This is a genomic window from Lysobacter sp. P5_C4, assembly GCF_054049695.1.
Map to the genome: position 1 here is coordinate 1 of NZ_JBFULX010000007.1, position 22,453 is coordinate 22,453.

18 protein-coding genes, 1 other RNA gene and 2 pseudogenes are annotated in these 22,453 nt (G+C 68.0%); 18 read left to right on the forward strand and 3 right to left on the reverse strand.

The window, feature by feature from the left end:
* The coding region (locus ACXJJ8_RS14625) for a penicillin-binding protein activator (protein WP_499031518.1) at positions 1–864 on the reverse strand (864 nt) is incomplete at its 3' end.
* Between the two features lie 104 nt (positions 865–968).
* Between ACXJJ8_RS14625 and rsmI the strand changes: the two genes are divergently transcribed.
* Both rsmI and ACXJJ8_RS14635 read left to right on the forward strand, forming a co-directional pair.
* The gene (gene rsmI, locus ACXJJ8_RS14630; protein ID WP_499031521.1) at positions 969–1,802 is read left to right on the forward strand and encodes a 16S rRNA (cytidine(1402)-2'-O)-methyltransferase; all 834 of its coding nucleotides are present in this window, start codon (positions 969–971) and stop codon (positions 1,800–1,802) included.
* Positions 1,803–1,946: 144 nt separating this feature from the next.
* The gene (locus ACXJJ8_RS14635; RefSeq protein WP_499031524.1) at positions 1,947–3,317 is read left to right on the forward strand and encodes a class I SAM-dependent methyltransferase; all 1,371 of its coding nucleotides are present in this window, start codon (positions 1,947–1,949) and stop codon (positions 3,315–3,317) included.
* A gap of 68 nt (positions 3,318–3,385) precedes the next feature.
* On the opposite strand, the gene rnpB is transcribed toward ACXJJ8_RS14635, so the two are convergent.
* Positions 3,386–3,735: RNase P RNA component class A (gene rnpB, locus ACXJJ8_RS14640), an RNA gene on the reverse strand.
* A 285-nt stretch (positions 3,736–4,020) separates the two neighbouring features.
* Between rnpB and mraZ the strand changes: the two genes are divergently transcribed.
* The 15 genes and pseudogenes from mraZ (at position 4,021) to lpxC (ending at position 20,824) form a co-directional block, all read left to right on the forward strand.
* Positions 4,021–4,467: a division/cell wall cluster transcriptional repressor MraZ gene (gene mraZ, locus ACXJJ8_RS14645; protein WP_499031526.1), complete on the forward strand. Its 447-nt coding sequence runs from the start codon at positions 4,021–4,023 to the stop codon at positions 4,465–4,467.
* Complete coding sequence (rsmH, locus tag ACXJJ8_RS14650) at positions 4,455–5,411, forward strand: 16S rRNA (cytosine(1402)-N(4))-methyltransferase RsmH (RefSeq protein ID WP_499031810.1); 957 nt, start codon at positions 4,455–4,457, stop codon at positions 5,409–5,411. The genes mraZ and rsmH overlap by 13 nt, the downstream gene beginning before the upstream one ends.
* Positions 5,411–5,677, forward strand: coding sequence for a cell division protein FtsL (gene ftsL / locus ACXJJ8_RS14655; protein ID WP_499031812.1), 267 nt, complete (start codon positions 5,411–5,413; stop codon positions 5,675–5,677). The genes rsmH and ftsL overlap by 1 nt, the downstream gene beginning before the upstream one ends.
* A 5-nt stretch (positions 5,678–5,682) precedes the next feature.
* Positions 5,683–7,554 (forward strand): peptidoglycan D,D-transpeptidase FtsI family protein, encoded by a 1,872-nt coding sequence (locus ACXJJ8_RS14660; RefSeq protein ID WP_499031814.1) that lies wholly within the window; start codon positions 5,683–5,685, stop codon positions 7,552–7,554.
* Positions 7,551–9,035: a UDP-N-acetylmuramoyl-L-alanyl-D-glutamate--2,6-diaminopimelate ligase gene (locus tag ACXJJ8_RS14665; RefSeq protein WP_499031529.1), complete on the forward strand. Its 1,485-nt coding sequence runs from the start codon at positions 7,551–7,553 to the stop codon at positions 9,033–9,035. Before ACXJJ8_RS14660 ends, ACXJJ8_RS14665 begins: the two co-directional genes overlap by 4 nt.
* The gene (locus ACXJJ8_RS14670; protein WP_499031532.1) at positions 9,032–10,414 is read left to right on the forward strand and encodes a UDP-N-acetylmuramoyl-tripeptide--D-alanyl-D-alanine ligase; all 1,383 of its coding nucleotides are present in this window, start codon (positions 9,032–9,034) and stop codon (positions 10,412–10,414) included. Before ACXJJ8_RS14665 ends, ACXJJ8_RS14670 begins: the two co-directional genes overlap by 4 nt.
* A complete protein-coding gene (mraY, locus tag ACXJJ8_RS14675; protein ID WP_499031535.1) occupies positions 10,404–11,489 on the forward strand; it encodes a phospho-N-acetylmuramoyl-pentapeptide-transferase in 1,086 nt (361 codons plus the stop codon). Before ACXJJ8_RS14670 ends, mraY begins: the two co-directional genes overlap by 11 nt.
* Complete coding sequence (ftsW, locus tag ACXJJ8_RS14680; protein ID WP_499031538.1) at positions 11,489–12,799, forward strand: putative lipid II flippase FtsW; 1,311 nt, start codon at positions 11,489–11,491, stop codon at positions 12,797–12,799. Before mraY ends, ftsW begins: the two co-directional genes overlap by 1 nt.
* Positions 12,800–12,816: 17 nt before the next feature.
* Positions 12,817–13,866 (forward strand): annotated as a pseudogene (gene murG, locus ACXJJ8_RS14685) (undecaprenyldiphospho-muramoylpentapeptide beta-N-acetylglucosaminyltransferase); the annotation flags it as partial.
* Between the two features lie 38 nt (positions 13,867–13,904).
* Positions 13,905–15,347 (forward strand): UDP-N-acetylmuramate--L-alanine ligase, encoded by a 1,443-nt coding sequence (gene murC / locus ACXJJ8_RS14690; protein ID WP_499031540.1) that lies wholly within the window; start codon positions 13,905–13,907, stop codon positions 15,345–15,347.
* Positions 15,344–16,336 carry a D-alanine--D-alanine ligase gene (locus tag ACXJJ8_RS14695; RefSeq protein WP_499031543.1) on the forward strand — a complete coding sequence of 331 codons (993 nt, stop codon included), beginning with the start codon at positions 15,344–15,346 and terminating at the stop codon, positions 16,334–16,336. Before murC ends, ACXJJ8_RS14695 begins: the two co-directional genes overlap by 4 nt.
* Positions 16,333–17,016 (forward strand): annotated as a pseudogene (locus tag ACXJJ8_RS14700) (cell division protein FtsQ/DivIB); the annotation flags it as partial. The gene ACXJJ8_RS14695 and the pseudogene ACXJJ8_RS14700, both read left to right, overlap by 4 nt.
* Before the next feature lie 56 nt (positions 17,017–17,072).
* Positions 17,073–18,308, forward strand: coding sequence for a cell division protein FtsA (gene ftsA, locus ACXJJ8_RS14705; RefSeq protein ID WP_036169410.1), 1,236 nt, complete (start codon positions 17,073–17,075; stop codon positions 18,306–18,308).
* An 86-nt stretch (positions 18,309–18,394) separates the two neighbouring features.
* The gene (gene ftsZ, locus ACXJJ8_RS14710; RefSeq protein ID WP_499031546.1) at positions 18,395–19,633 is read left to right on the forward strand and encodes a cell division protein FtsZ; all 1,239 of its coding nucleotides are present in this window, start codon (positions 18,395–18,397) and stop codon (positions 19,631–19,633) included.
* A gap of 282 nt (positions 19,634–19,915) precedes the next feature.
* Positions 19,916–20,824 (forward strand): UDP-3-O-acyl-N-acetylglucosamine deacetylase, encoded by a 909-nt coding sequence (gene lpxC / locus ACXJJ8_RS14715; protein ID WP_036169406.1) that lies wholly within the window; start codon positions 19,916–19,918, stop codon positions 20,822–20,824.
* 212 nt (positions 20,825–21,036) lie between these two features.
* On the opposite strand, the gene ACXJJ8_RS14720 is transcribed toward lpxC, so the two are convergent.
* A complete protein-coding gene (locus ACXJJ8_RS14720; protein ID WP_499031817.1) occupies positions 21,037–21,504 on the reverse strand; it encodes a DciA family protein in 468 nt (155 codons plus the stop codon).
* Here ACXJJ8_RS14720 and ACXJJ8_RS14725 point away from each other — a divergent pair.
* Positions 21,503–22,435 carry a peptidoglycan DD-metalloendopeptidase family protein gene (locus ACXJJ8_RS14725; protein ID WP_499031549.1) on the forward strand — a complete coding sequence of 311 codons (933 nt, stop codon included), beginning with the start codon at positions 21,503–21,505 and terminating at the stop codon, positions 22,433–22,435. The two genes, ACXJJ8_RS14720 and ACXJJ8_RS14725, sit on opposite strands and share 2 nt — an antisense overlap.
* Positions 22,436–22,453 lie beyond the last annotated feature (18 nt).

The window sequence follows — 22,453 nt, forward strand, 5'->3', positions numbered from 1 at the left end:
GCGCAACGCGGACGCCGCACGGTGCATGCCTTCGTCGACGCCGGTGATCACCAAAACGCGCTTGGCGTTGTGCGCGCGCAGGAATTCGGCAGCGGCGATGCCGTCGTCTTCCGGCGACAGCGAGAAGCTCGCGTTGCCCGCCGGCGGCGGGACCGCGGCGCGGTTGAGCGCGAGCATCGGCACGGTGCCCTTCGCATCGCGGAACACCGCGGCGACTTCATCACGGCCGAGCGGACCGACCACGAAGTCGTTCCCTTCGGCAACGGCCTTCTGGTAGGCGGCCACGGCGCCGCCCGGCGTCCCTGCGGTGTCGTAGAACGCCACTTCGGGGCGACGGCGGGATTCACCGTAGTAACCGGTGAGGAAACCATCGCGCACCGGCGCCGCGGCGGGTGCGAGGCTGCCCGACAAGGGCAGCAGCACGGCGAGCTTCATGGGTGGGCGATAGCCATCGCGTTCGGCCGGCGGGCGATCGCCTGCGTCGAATTTCCACGCGCCGCGATCGAACGGCCGCGGCAAGGGCAGACCGCGACGCTGCAACGCGTGGCCAGCGTAGGGGTACAGCGGATCGCCGGAAGGCAATGCAGCGGCGTCGGCGGACAGCGCGCCGTCGTCGAGGCCGGCGAGCAGCTTTTCGATCGCACGGTCGTTCTCCGCACGCTGCGCCGCGGGAAGCGTGGCGGCGTTGCGCGCCAGGTCGCGCGCCTGCGCGAAGGCCGGCGAAAACACGTGGCCCGCGGTCGAGGGCCCGGACACCTTCACGGTGGCGCAACCGGCCATGCCGATCGCGAGAATGCCCAGCAACAGCGCGCGCAGCCACGTGCCGCGGGTGAAGGTGCCGGTCCTGGTCCTGATGGAATGCATCGATACCTCGGCCGCGGGCGCGGCATGGGGGGAAGCGGCTAGGATTCTACCTGTCCGCCCGTCGATGCCATCGTTGACGTGCGCATTTCGCCGAAGGGTTCCCGATGTCCTCCCCAGTTCGACCCGGCACGCTCCACGTGATTGCGACGCCCATCGGAAACCTGGGCGACCTTTCGCCGCGCGCGCTGGAAACACTGCGCGCAGTCGCGGCGATCTGCGCCGAGGACACGCGCCACACGCGCCAACTGCTCGCGCACTACGGGCTCGAACGGCCGCTGGTGGCGCTGCACGAACACAACGAAGAACAACTCGCCGACAAGCTCGTGGCACGCCTGCAGGCCGGCGAATCGCTGGGCCTGGTTTCGGACGCGGGGACGCCGCTTGTCAGCGACCCGGGCTTTCGCCTCGTGCGCGCTGCGCGTGCGGCGGGGATCGCGGTGAGCCCGGTGCCGGGTGCGTGCGCGTTCGTGGCCGCGTTGAGCGTCGCGGGCCTGCCGAGCGATCGCCTCGTGTTCGAAGGCTTCCTGCCCGCGAAGGGCAACGCGCGCCGCGAACGCCTCCTGCCGCTCGCCGCGGAAACGCGCACGCTCGCCTTCTACGAATCGGCGCACCGCATCGAGGAAACGTTGGCCGACATGGCGGCGATCTTCGGCGCGCAACGCCGCGCGGTGGTCGCGCGCGAGCTGACCAAATTGTTCGAAACCGTCCTGGACGGCACGCTGGAAGACTTGCGCGCGCGCGTCGCCGCCGATCCGAACCAGCGCAAGGGCGAGTTCGTCGTGCTGGTCACCGGTGCTGAAGCCGACGAGGACGCGCGCATCCTGGAGGGCCGCCGCCTGTACGCGAAACTCGGCGAACACTTGCCGCCTTCGACCGCCGCGAAGCTGGCCGCGGAACTCAGTGGCGCACCGCGAAAGGCGCTGTACGGCAGTGGATGAGGCTGCGCTTGCGCCGGCGCGCCATGCCCGAAATGACAATGGGTAACGGCCGCGGCAGTTGTTAGCGTGTGCACGGATTTTCCCCTGGATCGCCCGATGGGCCCGCCCGAAGCGCCCACTGATTCCCGCACGGCGTACGCGTGCATGCTCGAGGACACACCCGCGATCTGGTCCGCGTTCGTGCCGTGGATCGCAAGCGCACTGGGTCCCGGTGGTATCGATACCTGCGACGTCGTCGTGCATCACGCCGCCCCGCTGCGGCCGGACATCGCCGAGCTTTGCGCCACGCTGGGCCTGCGCACGGTGGCGGTGTCGCCGTTCGATCCGCGTTCCCCGCGTTGCGACAAGCTGCGCCAGGTGCAGACCGATTTCGAAGATGCGCAACGCGTCGTGCTGATGGACGTCGACATGGCGTTCGCCGCGCCGATACCGATCGCGCAGATCCGCGCACCCGTGGCCGGCACGCTCGTCGATGCGGCGGGTCCGCCGCTGCACATCCTGCAACGCGTTTTCCGGTCGGCGGGCGTTGGCATGCCTGCCACGCGCACGAGCGCGTGGCGCGATGCGGCGGGTGCGTCCGACACGCTGCTCGGCAACTTCGATGGCGGCTTGTACATCATCGATGCCGGCTTGCTTCGCGAAGCGCTCGGCCCGCGCTGGGCGCACTGGACACGCTGGCTGCTGGACCGCGTGGGCTTGCTCGAACGGTGGCGCGCGCATGTCGAGCAGGTTGCGTTCTGCCTTGCACTCGCCGATGTCCGGATCGAGGCCGACGTGCTCGATGCGCCGACGCTGCTCCACCAGGGGCGCCTGGATCCGGACATGCGGCTGGAAGTGGGATCCGCTGCCTTGGAAGCGACCCTGCGCGTGAACGCCGCGATCGATCAATTCCAGCGCCAGCGGTTCGACAACCGCACGTTCTGGAACCACCGGTATGTGACGCATCCGATGCTCGGCAGCGGCCCGGAGTCGCGCGGCGAATCGTTGGCGAACAAGCGCGCGTGGTTGTCGGCGCTGGTCGCGCGCGCACCGCAGGCCTCGTTGCTCGACTGGGGCTGCGGCGACCTGGAAGTCGCGCGTGGGTTGCCGTGCGAGGACGGCACCGGCGTGGATATCGCCGTCGAAGCGCTGCGGTTGGCGCGCGCGAAACGCCCGGATTGGCACTTCCTGACGCCGATGCAATTCGACGCGATCGATGGGCGACCGCGCGATCTCGTGTTGTGCCTCGACGTCCTGGCCCATCAACGCACGCGCGCCGATTACGTGCGCTTGCTGCATCGCGTTGCTTCGCTCGCCTGCCTGGGCATGGTGGTGGCGGGCTACGACGCCGAGCCGTCGCTTTCCACGCCGATCACGTATTTCCACGAACCCTTGCGCGCGTCGCTTGCCGCGTTGCCGGTCATGCTCGAAGCCGTGCCGCTGGGCGCTTACGGCGAGGCGACGCTGTACTTTGCCGCGACGAGCGAAGCGGGGCGCGCCCTCGCGCATTCGGTCGCGGCCGCCTGCGCCGCCTGATCTGCGGTCGCGCGCCCAGCGTGGCGCCGCAAGGGGCGCGATGCCCCTTGCGATGCCGCTGGATCAGGTGGCGAAGCCGGCCGATAAGCCGGGTTCTGTCGTGGACAACCATTCCTCTGGACGCATCGTCGCCGATGCGCCTCAAGCAGCCTACCCGGACCCGACGCGGGCAACGTCATGAGGTCCCTATTTGGCCTTGCTCCCGGTGGGGTTTGCCGTGCCGGTCCGTTACCGGACTCGCGGTGCGCTCTTACCGCACCATTTCACCCTTGCCTGATCCCCGAGGGGCCATCGGCGGTTTCTTTCTGCTGCACTTTCCGTCGGCTCGCGCCGCCCAGGCGTTACCTGGCACCGTGCCCTGTGGAGCCCGGACTTTCCTCGGCGCGCTTGCGCGCGACGCGGTTGCCTGGCCGACTCCGCCGCCGGGGATTGTGTCAGAACCGGCGCCCGGCGGGTGGCCACGGGGGCGGGGCCGGAGAGGCCAAATCTCAAAATTTGAGACGGATCAGCGCTTAGTGGATAACTCTTGAACCAGACTCTGAAGTTCGCCGCAAGCCATTGATGGCAAAAGCGAAATGTTGTCCCCAAGCCTGTTGACAACCCTGTGGGTGGGGCCTAACGTGGCGACTTGTGGGGATTCCGGGAAATCCGTGGAGACCCATCCTAACGAGCCCGCGGCAGACGGGCAAAACCGGGCAGGGCGATGTTCCAGGGTGAGACCGCCATCACAATTGACGACAAGGGCCGGCTGGCCATCCCGACCAGCTACCGGGAGGTCGTCGCGCGCGAATGCGGGAACCAGTTGGTCGTTACCTACAGCCCCTTCGACGCCGGTTGCCTTTATATCTACCCGATGCCGGCCTGGGAACGCGTCCGCGACCAGGTCAACGCCTTGCCGCGCACCAAGAGCGTCAGCCGCAACCTGCAGCTGAAGCTGGTCGGCGCCGCCACCTTCGTCGAACCCGACGCGAGCGGCCGCATCTCGCTGCCCGCCAGTCATCGCAACGCGACGGGCCTTGAAAAGAAAGCCGTGCTGTTGGGCATGGGCGACAAATTCGAGCTGTGGAGCGAGCAGTCGCACCTGGCGCAGATCCGGCAGACCTTGTCGGACGACGACCTGGGCGACGGGTTGCTGGAATTGCAGTTGTGACCGGCGGTGGCGCGGATGCCCGGTCCGCCCACCTTCCGGTCTTGTTCGCGCAGGTCATGGAAGGCCTGCGTGTGCGCACCGACGGACGGTACCTCGATGGCACTTTCGGCCGCGGCGGCCATGCCGCCGGCGTGTTGGACCGGTTGGGCGCAGGAGGGCGCTTGCTGCTGATGGACAAGGATCCCGAGGCGATCGCCGAAGCCGAGCGCAAGTTCGGAACGGATGCGCGCGTGGCGATCCGCCGCGGCAGCTTCGCCGACCTCGCCACCTGGGATCTCGTCCGCGAAGGCCTCGACGGCGTGTTGCTCGACCTCGGTGTCTCCTCGCCGCAGCTGGATGTCGCCGAACGTGGGTTCTCCTTCGGCAAGGACGGCCCGCTCGACATGCGCATGGATCCCGATTCGGGCGAAAGCGCCGCGCAGTGGCTCGCGCGCGCCGACGATCGCGAGATCGCGGATGTGCTTTTCAAGTATGGCGAAGAACGCCAGTCGCGCCGCATCGCGCGCGCCATCGTTGCGCGTCGGGAAACGCAGCCGCTGGAGCGCACCGCGCAGCTGGCCGAACTCATCGCGTCGGTGATGCCGCGCGGGGATTCGAAGATCCATCCCGCCACGCGTTCGTTCCAGGCGATCCGCATCTTCATCAACCGCGAACTGGCGGACCTCGAAACCGGCCTGGACGCCGCGCTCGCGTGCCTCAAGCCCGGCGGCCGCCTGGCGGTGATTTCATTCCATTCGCTCGAAGACCGCATCGTCAAGCAGTTCATTGCCCGCCACGCCAAGGCGCCGCCGACGAACCGCCGCATGCCGGTGGTGCCCCACTTCGTGCCGACGCTACGCGTGATCAGTGACGCGACCAAGGCCGATACCGCCGAACTCGCTGCCAATCCCCGCGCGCGCAGCGCCGTGTTGCGTGTCGCCGAAAAACTCGGGGAGGCTGCATGATGTTCCTGCGCAGCCTGATGTTCCTGCTGGTCGTGGCGAACGTGGCCTCGGCCATCGGCGTGGTGTATGCGCGCCATGAGCACCGACAGCTGTTCGTCGCCTTCAAGCGCCTGGAGCGCCAGCGCGACGAGCTCAACATCGATTTCGGTCGCTTGCAGTTGGAACAGGCGACGTGGGCCGAAGCCAATCGCATCGACCAGGTCGCGCGCAACAAATTGGGCATGGCCTTCCCGTCGGCCGAAGACACCGTGGTGGTGCGTCCATGAGGCCGATGCCGCCGAACGAAAAACGCGGCCCGAACGGTGTCGGCCGCCTGCGCGCACTGTTCGGTGCGCAGCGGCAAAAGCCGCGCGGCCGCGCGCAGTTCAACCTGCGCGGGCGCCTGGCAATCGTCGCCGGCACGCTCGCGCTGTGTTCGACCGCGTTGCTCGGCCGCGCCTTCGATCTCCAGGTCGTGCACCAGAAGTTCTACCAGGCCCAGGGCGACGCGCGCTTCCTGCGCGAGATCCCGATCGCCACCTCGCGCGGCATGATCACCGACCGCAACGGCGAGCCGCTCGCGGTGTCCACGCCGGTCGAATCGATCTGGGCGAATCCGCAACTGCTGCTCAAGTCGCCCGAGCGCATCCCGGAACTCGCCAAGGCCCTCGGCGTACCGGCCGACCACCTCGCGCGCAAGCTCTCGCAGCGTTCGACGAAGGAATTCGTCTACCTGCAACGCCGCATGCGCCCGGAAACGGCGGAGGCGATCGTCAAGCTCGGCATCCCCGGCGTGTTCTCGCAGCGCGAATACCGCCGCTTCTACCCGCAGGGCGACGCGGTCGCGCACGTGCTCGGTTTCACCGACATCGACGACAGCGGCCAGGAAGGACTGGAACTGGCGTTCGACGAATGGCTGCGGGGCACGCCCGGCGCCGAGAAGGTGATCCGCGATCGCCGCGGCCGCATCGTCGAGAACGTCGACCTGGTCCGCGCCGCGCTGCCGGGCAAGGACCTCACGCTGTCGATCGACCGCCGCATCCAGTTCCTCGCCTATCGCGAACTGCGCAACGCGCTGCTGGAAAAAGGCGCGAGCAGCGGTTCGGCGGTGGTGCTCGACGTCGCCACCGGCGAGGTGCTGGCGATGGCGAACCTGCCTTCGTTCAACCCGAACGCGGTGGAAAGCGCGAACCGCGAAGCGCACCGCAACCGCGCGGTGACCGACCTCATCGAGCCCGGTTCGACGATGAAGCCGATCACTGTCGCCGCGGCGCTGGAAAACCACTTCATCACGCCCGCCACGCGCTTCGACACGAACCCGGGCTGGATCCCGAATGGCCGCTTCCGCACGACCGACACGCACAACTACGGGGTGCTCGACACCACGGGCGTGATCACCAAGAGCTCCAACGTCGGTGCGGCGCTGATCGTGCATCGCGTGCCGGACCGCATTTTCTACGACTACATGCGCAAGCTCGGCTACGGGCACACGACCGAAAGCGGATTCCCGGGCGAAGCGGCGGGCCTGTTGCCGGCGCCGGACCGGTGGAGTGGCACCAGCAAGCAGACGATGGCCTACGGTTACGGCCTGAGCGTGACGCCGCTGCAGATCGCCCAGGCGTACGCTGCGATCGGCAACGGTGGCAAGTTGGTTGCGCCGACATTCGTGAAAGGCCAGCGTAACCAGGCCCACCAGGTGATGGATCCGGTGGTCGCCAACGAAGTGCTGCGGATGATGGAAACGGTGACGATGCCCGGCGGCACCGCGACGCAGGCGCGCGTGCTCGGCTATCGCGTCGCCGGCAAGACCGGCACCGCGCGCAAGGCGAGCGCGGGCGGCTATTCGCGCCGTTACGTCGCCTTCTTCGCAGGCCTGGTGCCGGCGAGCAACCCGCGCTTTTCGATGGTCGTGGTGATCAACGATCCCGCGCCGGAACTGGCGTACGTCGGCGGATTGGTGTCGGCGCCGGTGTTCCAACACGTGATGGATGGTGCGTTGCGCCTGATGGATGTCGCGCCGGACGATCTGGATGCGTGGCTCGCCGTGCAGGCCGCGGCCGAGGCCAAGCGCGCACCGAAGACGGCGAATGCGCCTGGTGCGACGCCCGCGCCCGTGGCGCCGGTGGCGCTGCCGGTCGCGCCCACGCCGGGAGCGCGCCAATGACGCGCGCGATGCGCCTGTCCGAACTGCTGCCCGATGTCGCGGCCGTGCCCGCCGGTCTGGAAATCACTGGCCTGGTGATGGATAGCCGCGCCGTGAAGCCGGGCGATGCATTCGTCGCGATCGCCGGCTTCGGCGCGCACGGCCTGTTGTTCGCCGAACAGGCGAAAGCCAGCGGCGCCCGCGCTGTCTTGTTCGAACCGCCGGCGCCCGAAAACGCGCCTGCGCCCGCCGATGCGATCCCGGTGCCGGGGTTGCGCGCGCGCCTGGGCGAACTCGCCGATCGCTTCCACGATTTCCCGTCGCATGCGCTGACCACCGTTGGCGTCACCGGTACGAACGGCAAAACCTCGACCGTGCAGTTGCTCGCGCAGGCGTGGACGCTGCTCGGCACGCGCGCAGCGTCGATCGGCACGCTCGGTGCAGGCCTTTACGGCCGGGTGGTGCCGACCGGATTCACGACGCCGCTGGTGCTGCAGGTGCACCAGTTGATCGCGGAATTGCGCGACGAAGGCGCGCAGGCGCTGTCGATGGAGGTCAGTTCGCACGCGCTCGACCAGGGCCGCGTCGCCGGCGTGCACTTCGACGTGGGCGTGTTCACCAACCTCACGCGCGACCACCTGGATTACCACGGCGACATGGCCAGCTACGGCGCCGCGAAGGCCAAGCTGTTCGGTTGGCCCGGGTTGCGCGCGGCGGTGATCAACCTGGACGACGACTACGGGCGCGCGATGTTCGATGCGCTGCCGAAGACGGTGCGCCACGTGGGCACCAGTGCGCGCGGTGATCGCAGCGCGACGGTGCGCGCGGAAAACATCACGCTGGACAATCGCGGCGTCGGGTTCGACCTGATCGTCGGCGACGAACGCCATGCAGTTCGCTCGCCCTTGCTCGGCCGCTTCAACGTCGACAACCTGCTGGCGGTCGCCGGCACGCTGGTCGCGCTCGGCCATGCACCGGCGCAGGTCGCCGAGGTGTTGTCGCGCCTGCAGCCGATCCACGGCCGCATGAATCGCTTGGGTGGCGAGGGCGATGCGCCACTGGTCGTCGTCGATTACGCCCACACGCCGGATGCACTGGAACAGGCGCTGACCTCGCTGCGCGCGCATGCCGCGGCATCGCTCGCCTGCGTGTTCGGTTGCGGCGGCGAACGCGACACCGGCAAGCGCCCGCAGATGGCCGCGATCGCCGAGCGCCTGGCCGACCGCGTGTTTGTGACCGACGACAACCCGCGCGGCGAAAACGGCGACCACATCGTCGACGACATCCTCGCCGGCTTCAGCGATGGGATGCGCGTCGACCCGCGCCTGGCGATCGAACGCGACCGTGCGAAGGCCATCGCGCGCGCGGTCGGCGAAGCCGGGCCGAACGACATCGTGCTCATCGCGGGCAAGGGCCACGAGCCGTACCAGGAAATCGACGGCGTGCGGCACCCGTTCGACGACACGGAAGTTGCTTCCCGCGCATTGGAGGCGCGCCCATGATCGCCATGCCGCTCTCCCGTATCGCGAATCTCGTCGGGGGCCGTGTCGTTGGCGATGACGTCCTGGTCGATGTCGTCGCCACCGACACGCGCGCGATGCCGCAGGGCCATCCGCTGTTCATCGCGCTCAAGGGCGAACGTTTCGACGGCCACGATCACTTGTCGATGGCCGCACGCAACGGTGCCGTCGCCGTGTTGGTCGCGCGCCAGGTGCAAAGCCCGCTGCCGCAACTGATCGTCGCCGACACCGAGCGCGCGCTCGCCGCGTTCGCCGCGGGCGTGCAACGCGAGCGCAAGACCAAGGTCATCGCGATCACCGGCAGCAACGGCAAGACCAGCGTGAAGACGCTGGTGCTCGCGATCCTGCGCGCAGCGTTCCCCGAAGAAGGGGCGGTCTACGCCAACCCGGGCAATCGCAACAACGAGATCGGCTTGCCGCTCGCGGTGCTCGATGCCCCCGAGCAGGCCCACTTCGCCGTGTACGAGATGGGCGCGGGCAAGCCCGGCGACATCGCGTATCTCACCGCGATCGCGCGTCCGGACATCAGCGTCGTCAACAACATCGCCCCCGCGCACCTGGAGCGCATGGGCAGCCTGCTCGGCGTGGCCGATACCAAGGGCGCGATCTACGATGCGCTGCCGGCCGATGGCGTCGCGGTGATCAACGCCGACGACGCGTTCGCGCCGTACTTCGCCGAACGCGCGCACGGCCGCCGCCTCATCCGCTACGGGCTGGAAGCCACCGCCGACGTCACCGCGCATGCGATCGACCTGCTGCCCGACAGCGCGCACTTCACGCTGGTCACGCCCATCGGCGAGGTCGAGGTCGGCCTGTCGCTGCCCGGCCGCCACAATGTGTTGAACGCGCTCGCCGCCGCATCGATCGCGCTCGGCGCGGGCATCGAACCCGAGGTGATCGCCGATGGCCTCGCGCAGGCGCGCTCGGTCGCCGGCCGCCTGGTCACGCATCGCCTGCGCAACGGCGCGGTCCTGATCGACGACAGCTACAACGCAAACCCCGGTTCGCTGAACGCCGCGATCGACACGCTTGCTTCCAGTGGCGACGCCGCGTGGCTCGTGCTCGGCGACATGCGCGAACTCGGCGCGGACGCCGAAGTGCTGCACGCCGAAGCCGGCCGACGCGCGAAGAGCGCCGGCATCGCGCGCCTGTATGCGCTCGGTCCGTTGAGCCAACACGCCGTCGACGCCTTCGGCGACGGCGGACATCACTTCGATACGCATGCCGCATTGGCGCAGGCGGTGGCAAGCGGCCTGCACGCCGGCGTGCGCGTATTGGTCAAGGGCTCGCGCGGAAGCGCGATGGACAAGATCGTGACGGCGTTGCTGCGCGACGAGGGGAACGCACCGCATGCTGCTTGAACTCTTCCGCTGGCTGGAACAACTCCAGAGCGTCTTCGGGCTCTTCGGGTACCTCACGTTCCGCGGCATCCTCAGCGCGCTCACCGCGCTCGCGCTGTCGCTGTGGTGGGGGCCGGCGATCATTCGCCGCCTGGCGCTGCTCAAGGGCGGCCAGCCGATCCGCAAGGACGGCCCGCAGTCGCACTTCTCCAAGGCGGGCACGCCGACGATGGGCGGCGCGCTGATCCTGCTCACGATCGCCGCATCGGTGCTGCTGTGGGGCGACCTGCGCAACCGCTACGTGTGGCTCGTGCTCGGCGTGATGATCGCCTTCGGCGCGATCGGCTGGTGGGACGACTGGATCAAGATCGTCAAGCGCGATCCCAACGGGATGAAGTCGCGCTGGAAGTACCTGCTGCAATCCTTGTTCGGCCTGGGCGCCGGCCTGTTCCTCTGGTACACCGCCGATACACCGGCGGCGACCACGTTCTACATCCCGTTCTTCAAGACCGTCGCCTTGCCGCTCGCGTCGATCACCTTCGTCGCGCTCGCGTACTTCTGGATCGTCGGTTTCTCCAACGCGGTGAACCTCACCGACGGCCTCGACGGCCTGGCGATCATGCCGAGTGTGCTGGTGGCGTGCGCGCTCGGCGTGTTCGCGTACGCATCGGGTAATGCGGTGTTCTCCGATTACCTGCAGATCCCGCCGGTGCCCGGGGCGGGCGAACTCGTGATCATCTGCGCGGCGATCGCCGGCGCAGGGCTCGGCTTCCTGTGGTTCAACACCTATCCGGCAATGGTGTTCATGGGCGACATCGGCGCGCTTGCGCTCGGTGCGGTGCTCGGCACGGTCGCGGTGATCGTGCGCCAGGAATTGGTGCTCGTGATCATGGGCGGCATCTTCGTCGTCGAGACGCTCTCGGTGATGATCCAGGTCGCCTCGTTCAAGCTCACGGGCAAGCGCGTGTTCCGCATGGCCCCCATCCACCACCACTTCGAGCTCAAGGGTTGGCCGGAGCCGCGCGTGATCGTGCGCTTCTGGATCATCTCGGTGATCCTCGTCCTGGTCGGCCTCGCCACGTTGAAGGTGCGCTGATGAGCGACGGCAGCAACGGCCGGCACCAGGCGACGCGGCTCGACGCGATCGAAGGCCGCTTCGATCCGTGGCTGATGGGCGCGGCGATCGCGCTCGCCTCGCTGGGCGTGGTCATGGTCGCATCGAGCTCCATCGCCATCGGCGAGGGGATGCACGTGGGGCCGTTCTATTTCCTGATCCGCCACCTGGTGTTCCTGGCCGGCGGTTGCGCGCTCGCGGTCTGGATGATGCGCACCGAGCTCAAGACGATCGAAGCGAAGAACCACCTGTTGCTGCTGGCGTGCTTCGTGCTGCTGCTCGCCGTGTTCGTGCCTGGCATCGGCCGCACGGTGAACGGCGCGCGCCGCTGGCTGAACTTCGGCGTGTCGAACTTCCAGGCCGTCGAAGCGGTGAAGCTGCTCTACATCGTGTGGCTCGCCAGCTATCTCGTGCGCTTCCGCGATGAAGTCAATGCAACCTGGATGGCGATGCTCAAGCCGCTCGGTGTCGCGGCACTGCTGGTGGGCCTGCTGATCCTGCAGCCGGACTTCGGTTCGCTCTCGCTGATCCTGGCCATCACCGCCGGCATGCTCGTGCTCGGCGGCGTCAACATGCCGCGCATGTTCGGCCCGGTGCTGGTCGGCCTGCCGATCCTCGCGGCGATCGCGATCGCCGAACCGTATCGCGTGCGCCGCTTCACGTCGTTCATGGATCCGTGGGCCGATCCGTTCGACAGCGGTTATCAGCTGACGAACGCATTGATGGCGGTGGGCCGTGGCGAAATCTTCGGCGTGGGCCTGGGCGCGTCGGTGCAGAAGTTGTCCTACCTGCCCGAAGCGCACACCGACTTCATCCTCGCGGTGATCGCCGAGGAACTCGGCCTGGTCGGCGTGGCGCTGGTGATCGGCCTGTATGCGCTGCTCGCGGGCCGCGCGTTCTGGGTCGGTCTGAAGTGCGTCGAGATGCGCCGCCACTTCGCGGGCTATTGCGCCTTCGGCGTCGCGCTGTGGATGAGCCTGCAAAGCTTCGTGTCGATCGGCGTGAACCTCGGATTGCTGCCGACCAAGGGCCTGACGCTGCCGCTGATTTCCTCCGGCGGTTCCAGTGTTCTGATGACGAGCATGGCGATCGGCCTGCTGCTGCGCGTGTCCTACGAACTGGATCGCGCCGAACGCCAGGTCGCGCGCCTGCGTGGCGAAGCGCAGCAACCGGCGCCGGGCCACGTGCCGGCGACGACGCAGCCGCCGGTCACGACCGCGGCGAGCGCGAGCGTGCGCGGCACCAGCCGCCTGCGCCAGCGCGTCGAACCCACGCTGGGGAAGACGGCATGACCGCTCCCGCGCGCGTGATGATCCTCGCCGGCGGCACGGGCGGCCACATCTTCCCGGGCCTGGCGGTGGCGCGTGCATTGCGTGCGCGCGGCGCGCAGGTCACGTGGCTCGGCGCCGACGGCCAGATGGAAACGCGCCTGGTGCCGCAACACGACGTGCCGATCGACACCATCGCGGTGAAGGGCCTGCGCGGCAAAGGCATCGCGACGTTGATCGGCGCACCGGTGCGCGTGCTCAACGCCGTGCGTTCGGCGGCGCGTGTGATCGCGCAGCGTCGTCCACGGGCGGTGATCAGCTTTGGTGGTTACGCCGCGGGCCCGGGCGGCGTCGCCGCCCGCCTGGCGGGCATTCCGCTGATCGTGCACGAACAGAACCGCGCGCCCGGCTTCACCAATCGCGTGCTTGCGCGCATGGCGCGTCGTGTGTTGACAGGCTTCCCGCAGACGTTCGCCAGCAGCGTGATCGCCGAAGTGGTCGGCAATCCGGTGCGCGATGAGATCGCGGCCGTGCAGCCGCCACAATTGCGCATGGCGCGCGGCAACGACCGCATGCGCCTGCTCGTCCTCGGCGGCAGCCAGGGGGCGCGTGCCCTGAACATGGCAGTGCCCAAGGCGCTGCAGGCGTTGAACGACCCGACGATCCAAGTCCGCCACCAATGCGGCGAAAAGCTGCGCGCCGATGCCGATGCCGCGTACGCGCAGGCCGGCATCGTTGCGCGCGTGGAGCCCTTCATCGCCGACATGGCCGATGCCTATGCGTGGGCCGACATCGTCGTGTGCCGCGCCGGCGCGCTGACGCTCGCCGAACTCTGCGCCGCGGGCGTGGGCAGCGTTCTCGTCCCGTTCCCGCAGGCGGTCGACGATCACCAGACGCGCAATGCCGAGTATCTCGTCGAGCGGCATGCCGCCGTGCTGCTGCCGCAGAACGACGCACTCGCCGATCAGTTGCGCAATGCCTTGATCGAGTTGCGCGGCAACCCCGTCAAGCGCAGCGCGATGGCGGAAGCCGCGCGCGCCATCGCGCGCCCCGATGCGGCCGCGCGCGTGGCGCAGATCGTGCTCGAGGAGATCGCACGCTTCGACCGGACACACAGGGAGGCGGCGTGATGGCCAACATCCAGCGCCGCCTGCAGGCCACCGGCGATCTCGCGAAAGCCTACCCGCGCGTGCATTTCATCGGCATCGGCGGCGTCGGCATGAGCGGCATCGCCGAAGTGCTGTGCACGCTCGGTTACCAGGTCTCGGGTTCCGACAACGCGGACAACATGGTCACGCGTCGTCTCACGGAACTGGGCGCAAAGGTGTATCGCGGCCACGGCGCGGAGAACGTGCGCGACACCGATTGCATCGTCGTCTCCAGCGCGATCCGCAAGGACAATCCGGAACTGGTGGAAGCGCGCGCGCAACGCATTCCGATCGTGCCGCGCGCCGAGATGCTCGCCGAACTGATGCGCTTCCGCCGCGGCATCGCCGTGGCGGGCACGCACGGCAAGACGACGACCACCTCGCTGGCCGCAAGCGTGCTGGGCGAAGGCGGGCTGGACCCGACCTTCGTCATCGGCGGCAAGTTGCTCGCCGCGGGCGCGAACGCGCGCCTCGGCGGTGGCCAGTGGCTGGTCGCCGAAGCCGACGAAAGCGACGGCTCGTTCCTGCGCCTGAATCCCGCGGTCGCGGTGATCACCAACATCGACGCCGACCACCTGGAGAATTACGGCGGCGACTTCGCGAAGGTGCAGGAAGCCTTCGCCGAGTTCCTGCATCGCTTGCCGTTCTACGGGCTTGCGGTGCTGTGCATCGACGATCCGGAAGTCGCCACGCTGGCGAAGAACACGCCGCGTCACGTGATGACCTACGGCTTCGCGCCGGAGGCCGACGTGCGTGCCGAAGACGTCGGCCAGATCGGCGCGTGCATGCACTTCACGCTGCACCTGCCCGATGGTTCGCGCACGCCGGTCGAACTCGCGCTCCCGGGCCGCCACAACGTGCAGAACGCGTTGGCCGCGGCCGCGATCGGTTGGCAGCTCGGCGTGGCGCCCGAAGCGATCGCCTTCGCGCTGAAGAAGTTCGAAGGCATCGGCCGTCGTTTCAACCTGCTGGGTCAATTGCGCACGGAGAAGGGCGCGACCGTGCAGCTGGTCGACGACTACGGCCACCACCCGAAGGAACTGGAGGCGGTGTTCGCCGCCGCGCGTGGCGGCTGGCCGGACAAGCGCCTGGTCGTTGCGTTTCAGCCACATCGTTACAGCCGCACGCGCGATCTGTTCGACGAATTCGCCGCGGTGTTGTCGACCGTCGATGCGCTGGTGTTGACCGAGGTCTATCCGGCCGGCGAAGCGCCGATCGCGGGCGCCGATGCGAAGGCGCTGGCCCGCGCGATCCGCACGCGCGGTCGCGTCGATCCGATCGTCGTCGGCGGTGCGAGTGACTTGTCGAGCGTGTTGCCGGATGTGTTGCAGGACGGTGACTTGCTGCTGCTGATGGGCGCCGGCGACATCGGCGCCGCGGCACAGCAAATCGCCACGCAAGGTTTCGAAGGAGCAATGAAGTGAGTGGCAAGCAGAATTTCCCCCCGCTGCGCGTGACCGACCCGGCCGTGTTCGGCCGCGTCGCGGTGCTGATGGGCGGCACCAGTTCCGAGCGCGAGGTTTCGCTGGATTCGGGCCGCAACGTGCTCGACGCGCTGCGCGCGCGCGGCGTCGCCGCCGACGCGGTCGACGGCATTCCGAACCTGATCCGCGAATTGCAGGACAAGCATTTCACGCGCGTGTTCAACATCCTCCACGGCCATGCCGGCGGCGGCGAAGACGGCGTGCTGCAAGGGTTGCTCGATGCCTTGAACGTGCCCTACACCGGTTCTGGCGTGCTGGGCTCGGCGCTGAGCATGGACAAGATCCGCACCAAGCAGGTGTGGTTGTCGCTCGGCCTGCCGACGCCGAAATACGTGCAGCTCGGCAAGGGTGCGGACATCCACGCCGCCGCAATGTCGCTCGGCCTTCCGGTCATCGTGAAGCCTGCCGCCGAAGGCTCCAGCGTCGGTGTCTCGCGCGTGTACGAAGAGAAGGACCTAGACGCGGCGGTCGAACTCGCGAAGCGCTACATCGACGAAGAAGCGCGCGGCGAGTTGCTGATGGAGCAGCTGGTCGAAGGCGACGAGCTGACCGTCGCCGTGCTCGGCGAGACCGCACTGCCCTCGATCCGCATCGTGCCGAAGGGACAGTGGTACGACTACCACGCCAAGTACGTCGCCGAAGACACGCAGTACCTGTGCCCGGGGCTGGAGGGCGAGGCCGAAGACGAGATCCGCCGCCTCGCGGTCGCAGCGTTCAAGGCCGTGGATTGCAGTGGCTGGTCGCGCGTGGACGTGATGCGCGATCGCGCGAGCGGCCAGTTCTACTTGCTCGAAGTGAACACCGCGCCGGGCATGACCTCGCATTCGCTGGTGCCCAAGGCCGCGCGCCAGGTCGGCATCGAATTCGACGAGCTGTGCTGGCGGATCCTCGAAACCTCGCTCGACCGCGACGGAGGTGCGCGCAAGTGAACGCACTGCTGCGCATCCTGGCGTGGACCCTCGCGGTGGCACTGGTCGTGCTGCCGGTCGTTGCGTTGCTCAACGGCTGGGTCGCGTCGGAGCGCTGGCCGCTGCGGACGCTGCGTGTGCAGGGATCGCTCCACAACGTCGACGAAGCACTGCTGCGCTCCACCGTGCTGCCGTATGCGAAGCGCGGCTTCTTCGCCGTCGACCTGGAATCGGCGCAGACCGCCGTCGCGCGCCTGCCGTGGGTCGAGCGCGCCGAAGTGCGCAAGCACTGGCCCGACGTGCTGGAAGTACAGGTGATCGAGCATCGCCCGTTCGCACGCTGGGGCACCGACCGTTTGCTCAGCGAACACGGTCGCCTGTTCCCGGTGGAGGGCATTCGCGTGCCGGCGAAGCTGCCGGAGCTCGCCGGGCCCGACGCACGCGTGCAGGACGTGGTCGCGCTCTACAACGAATCGCGCGTCCTGTTCGCGAGCACGGGCACCGACGTGCGCTCGCTGAAGCTCGATGCACGCGGCAGTTGGTCGCTCATGCTCGACGACGGTACCGAAGTGATCGTCGGGCGCAGCGATGCGCGGCCGCGCCTGGGCCGCTTCGCGCGCTTGCTTCCGCAACTGACGGCGCAGCCGCAACGGATCTTGCGTCGCGCCGACCTCCGCTACACCAACGGGTTCGCACTGCAGTGGGCCGACGCACCGGCCGCCGCGGTCGCACCTGTCACGAATTCGCAGGGAAATACATGAACCGCAAAGGCGACAAATCCTTGATCGTGGGCCTCGACATCGGCACGTCGAAGGTCACGGCGCTGGTGGGCGAATACTCGCCGGGCAGCCCGATCGAGGTGATCGGCATCGGCTCGCACGAATCGCGCGGGCTCAAGCGCGGCGTGGTCGTCGACATCGAATCCACGGTGCAATCGATCCAGCGCGCGGTGGAGGAAGCCGAACTGATGGCCGGCTGCGAGGTGCGCTCGGTCTACGCTTCGATCTCCGGCAACCACGTGCAGTGCCGCAATTCGCAGGGCATCGCACCGATCCGCGACGGCGAAGTCACCTATGCCGACCTCGACCGCGTGCTCGAAGCGGCGAAGGCCGTGGCGATTCCGGCAGACCAGCGCATCCTGCATGCGATCCCGCGCGACTACGTGCTCGACGATTCGCAGGAAGGCATCCGCAATCCGGTCGGCATGACCGGCGTGCGGCTGGAAGTGCACGCCCACCTGGTGGTGTGCGCGCAGTCCGCGGCGGCCAACATCAGCAAGTGCGTGCAGCGTTGCGGGTTGCAGGTCGACGACCTGATCCTCGCCTCGCTCGCATCGAGCACCGCGGTGCTCACGCCCGATGAACGCGAACTCGGCGTCGTGCTGGTCGACCTCGGCGCGGGCACCACCGACATCGCGGTGCACGTGCAGGGCGCGATCGCGCATTCGGCCTCGCTGCCCATCGCCGGCGACAAGGTCACCGAAGACATTGCGCACATGTTGCGCACGCCGACGCCGGAAGCCGAGCAGATCAAGGTGCGTTACGCCTGCGCGCTCGCGCAGTTGGCGACGGCCGAGGAGAGCATCCAGGTGCCCAGCGTCGGCGATCGTCCGCCGCGCCGCCTGCCGCGTCATTCGCTCGCGCAGGCGGTGCAGGCGCGTTACGAGGAAATCTTCGAAATGGTGCAGGCGGAGCTTCGCCGCAGCGGTTTCGAACAGCACGTGCGCGCCGGGATGGTGCTCACGGGCGGTGCTTCGAAGATGGAAGGCGTCGTCGAACTCGCCGAGGAAATGTTGCAGATGCCGGTGCGCGTGGGCATCCCGCAGCACGTCACCGGCCTGGGCGAGGTCGTCGGCAATCCCGTGCACGCCACGGGGGTCGGGCTGCTGCTGATGGGTAGCCAGATCGAAAACCCGCGCAGGCCGTCGATCTCGGCGGGCCGCGCAGGCTCGTTCTTCAACAAGTTGAAGAACTGGTATCGCGGCGAGTTCTGAGGAAGGCGGGCAGGGCGGAAGGGACGGCGGAACACTTTTGCAACACGAATACGTAGTTCATAAAACACCTATAAGAGGACACGGACATGGCGCACTTCGAACTGGTTGAAAAGATGGCCCCGAACGCGGTGATCAAGGTCGTCGGCGTCGGTGGCGGCGGCGGCAACGCGGTCGCCCACATGGTCAACAGCAGCGTGGACGGCGTGGAATTCATCACGGCGAACACCGACTCGCAGGCGATCAAGAACTGCGGCGCGAAGCTGCAACTCCAACTCGGCTCCAACGTCACCAAGGGCCTGGGCGCCGGCGCGAATCCGGAGGTCGGCCGCCAGGCGGCGCTGGAAGATCGCGAACGCATCATGGATGCGCTGCAGGGCTCGGACATGGTGTTCATCACCGCCGGCATGGGCGGCGGCACCGGCACGGGCGCGGCGCCCGTCGTCGCGCAGCTCGCCAAGGAGATGGGCATTCTCACGGTCGCGGTGGTCACCAAACCGTTCCCGTTCGAAGGCCGTCGCCGCATGCAGGTGGCGCTCAAGGGCATCGACGAACTCGGCCAGCATTGCGATTCGCTGATCACGATCCCCAACGAAAAGCTGATCACCGTCCTCGGCCGCAACGCCACGATGATCCAGGCCTTCCGCGCCGCCAACGACGTGCTGCTCGGCGCCGTGCAGGGCATCGCCGACCTGATCGTGCGTCCGGGCCTGATCAACGTCGACTTCGCCGACGTGCGCACCGTCATGTCCGAAATGGGCCTGGCGATGATGGGCACGGGTGCGGCGCGCGGCGACGATCGCGCGCAGGCCGCGGCCGAATCGGCGATCCAGAACCCGCTGCTCGACGACGTCAATCTCTCCGGCGCCAACGGCATCCTCGTCAACATCACCGCCGGCCCGGACTTCACGATGGCGGAGTTCGACGAAGTCGGCCGCACGATCGAGAACTTCGCTTCGGAAGACGCGACGGTCGTGATCGGCACCGTGCTCGATCCGGAAATGCAGGACGAAGTGCGCGTCACGGTCGTCGCCACCGGCCTGAATCGTGCCGTCTCGCGCCAGGCCTTGCCGACGCGCGAGAGCGGCATGGCCTACCAGGGCCGCGAGTCGATGGTGCGTTCGCCGATCAAGCTGGTGCGCAACGCGACGACCGGCCAGCCGGACTTCGATGCGATGGCCAACCTCAACGAACCGGTCGTGCCGAACTTCTCCAACGCGACGTCGGGCAACCTGCGCGGTAATCGCAGCGAGCCGGCCGCGGCGGACTTCGGTGGCGACAGCAGCTACCTGGACATTCCGGCGTTCCTGCGCCGCCAGGCCGACTGAGCAATACAACGGCTGAGAAGCGCGGGGCTGCGCCAGGCCCCGCGCCGTGTCCTTCGGTCGGCCGGACCCTACCGGCCGGCCTCTTTGGGGCACGCCTCCGTCGAACCCGGCGCACCCTAGGGACGCACCCACAAGGCACGTCCACGGGACGCTCCATCCGCCATTTGCCAAAGTGTTCAGCAGGCAGCGTGGTACCCTTTGCGGCCGCTGCGCCACCGGCGCAGTCCGTTCGAATCCCCCGCCTCGGTCCGAGGTGCGAAGAGTCCAGACCGCACGCACACGATGCTGCCCCAACGCACCCTCAAGAACGTGATCCGCGCGACCGGCGTTGGCCTGCACAGCGGAGAGAAGGTCTATCTCACGCTGCGTCCGGCCGCCGTCGATACGGGCATCCGTTTCCGGCGCGTGGACCTGGACCCGGTCGTCGAGATTCCGGCTGACGCCGGCCTGGTCACCGAGACGATGTTGTGCACCGGCCTGTCGTCCAACGGCGGCAAGGTCATGACCATTGAACACCTGATGTCCGCCTTCGCAGGCCTGGGCATCGACAATGCGTATGTCGACCTGTCGGCGCCGGAAGTGCCGATCATGGACGGCTCGGCCGGTCCGTTCGTGTTCCTGCTGCAATCGGCGGGGATTTCCGAACAGTCGGCGCCCAAGCGCTTCATGCGCATCCGCAAGACGGTCGAAGTGCGCGACGGCGACAAGGTCGCCCGCTTTGAACCCTACGACGGGTTCCGCATCGGCTTCACCGTGGTCTTCGACCATCCGGCCATTCCCGCCGCGCAGTCGCGCGCGGAGGTCGACTTCTCCACCACCTCCTACGTCAAGGAAGTGAGCCGCGCGCGCACCTTCGGGTTCATGCGCGACCTGGAGTTCATGCGCGAGCGCAACCTCGGCCTGGGCGGCTCGATGGACAACGCGATCGTGCTCGACGAGTTCCGCGTCCTCAACGACGACGGGCTGCGCTACGCCGACGAATTCGTTCGCCACAAGATCCTCGACGCGGTCGGCGACCTGTACCTGGCCGGCCGCCCGATCATCGGGGCGTTCGAAGGCTTCAAGTCCGGCCACGCGCTCAACAACAAGCTGGTCCGCGCCCTCCTGGCCGATGCCTCGGCGTGGGACGAAGTGACTTTCGACGACCCGGCCGCCGCGCCCGTCGTCTACGGCAACCCTGCCATCGCCTGACCGGCGGTGCTGCAGTGCAGCAAGCCTCATGCCAATCCGACGGCGCGGTCATCTCCGTGATCGATCTGTGAATCGGATCGGTCGCCTTAACGCCTCTTTAACGAATTCGGAATGATTCGTTAGCGAATCAGGGGCAAAGGGCGGGGTAGCATCCCTCCAAGCCGAATCCGGCCTCCCGTGCAAACGTACTCGGGGAGATCGATCGGCCAGAGTCAGGAGTCTTTGGAACCCGTGTCCTTGGGATCCACGAGGGACGCCAGCGCGGACTGCAATGCTTCTTTCGCAGCCGCCGACATCGGTGTGACTTTCGGTTCCGGCCGCTCAGGCGGTTGGAACGGGTGGGTCGTCGTTTTGACGACCAGCTCGGTCGCATCGAGCCCGAGGGATCGGGCCGCGTCAAGGAGGTCCTGTGCGACGAGCCGCAGTTTGGCCCGCCATACAGGTGCATCCACGACGTAGACGAGCCTGCCGCAGTCGACGTTCGCAACCCGTGCATGCGGGGCGAGCCCGGGTGGCAGGGAAGGGCGCAACCGCTGATCCAGCGCGTCAAGCCATAAGGCACGGCGCAGGGGATCGAAGGCGACGTCCGCGAGCAACGCCTCCATGGGCGCTTGCGGACCCGCATTTCGATTTGCGCGTGCAGGCTTTGGCTTGCTGGACTTGGGATCCGATATCGACATGAGCTTCAAGATCGTACTGAACAATCGCCACCGACAGCCGACGGGCCTGGTGGGCCGCCTTTCCGACAGCGCGCAGCGCCGTCCGGGTGTCGCCGCCGGCATTCTCCTCGCTTCGGGCCTCGTATTGGGCCTTGTCGCTTCCGTCGGCGTTGCAGGCGCGTACAACGCGCACCTGCAGGCCAAGGTCGAACAGCAGGGCACCGAGCTCGCCGCCACGCGCGCGAACTCGCAACGCGAGATCAACGCGCTGGCCGCGCGCCTGGGTGAACTCCAGGCCCAGGCCAACCGCCTCAACGCACTCGGCGAGCGCCTTACCCGCGCCGGCCAGCTCGAAGACGGCGAGTTCGATTTCGAACAGCCGGTGCCGACCGGTGGTCCGGGCCCCGTGCGTGACATGCCGCGCGACGAACTGCACCGCGAGCTGACCTCGCTGGAGCAAGAATATGCCGCTTCGGGCCAGCAGCTCTCCGTAATGGAATCGCTGCTGTTCAACCGCGAGCTCGACCGCAACGCGGTTCCCTCGCGCGATCCGATCGCCAACAGCTACATCACCTCCGGCTTCGGCGGCCGCGCCGATCCCATCGTCGGCGGCCACCAGTTCCACAAGGGCATCGACTTCAAGGCGAACGTGGGCGACCCCGTGCTCGCCGTCGCCGATGGCGTGGTTTCCTTCTCCGGCGTGCGCTCGGGCTACGGCAATGTCGTCGAGATCGACCACGGCAACGGCTACGTCACCCGTTACGCGCACAACTCGCGCCTGCTGGGTCGCGTCGGCGACCTGGTCCGCGCCGGGCAGCAGATCGCAAAGGCCGGCTCCACCGGCCGTTCCACCGGCGCCCACGTGCATTTCGAAGTGTGGGACGACGGCCGCGTCGTGAATCCGCGCAAGTTCCTGGGGCAGAACGGCAACCGCTCCGCCACGCGGGGCTGATCCGGGCGGGAACTCCGA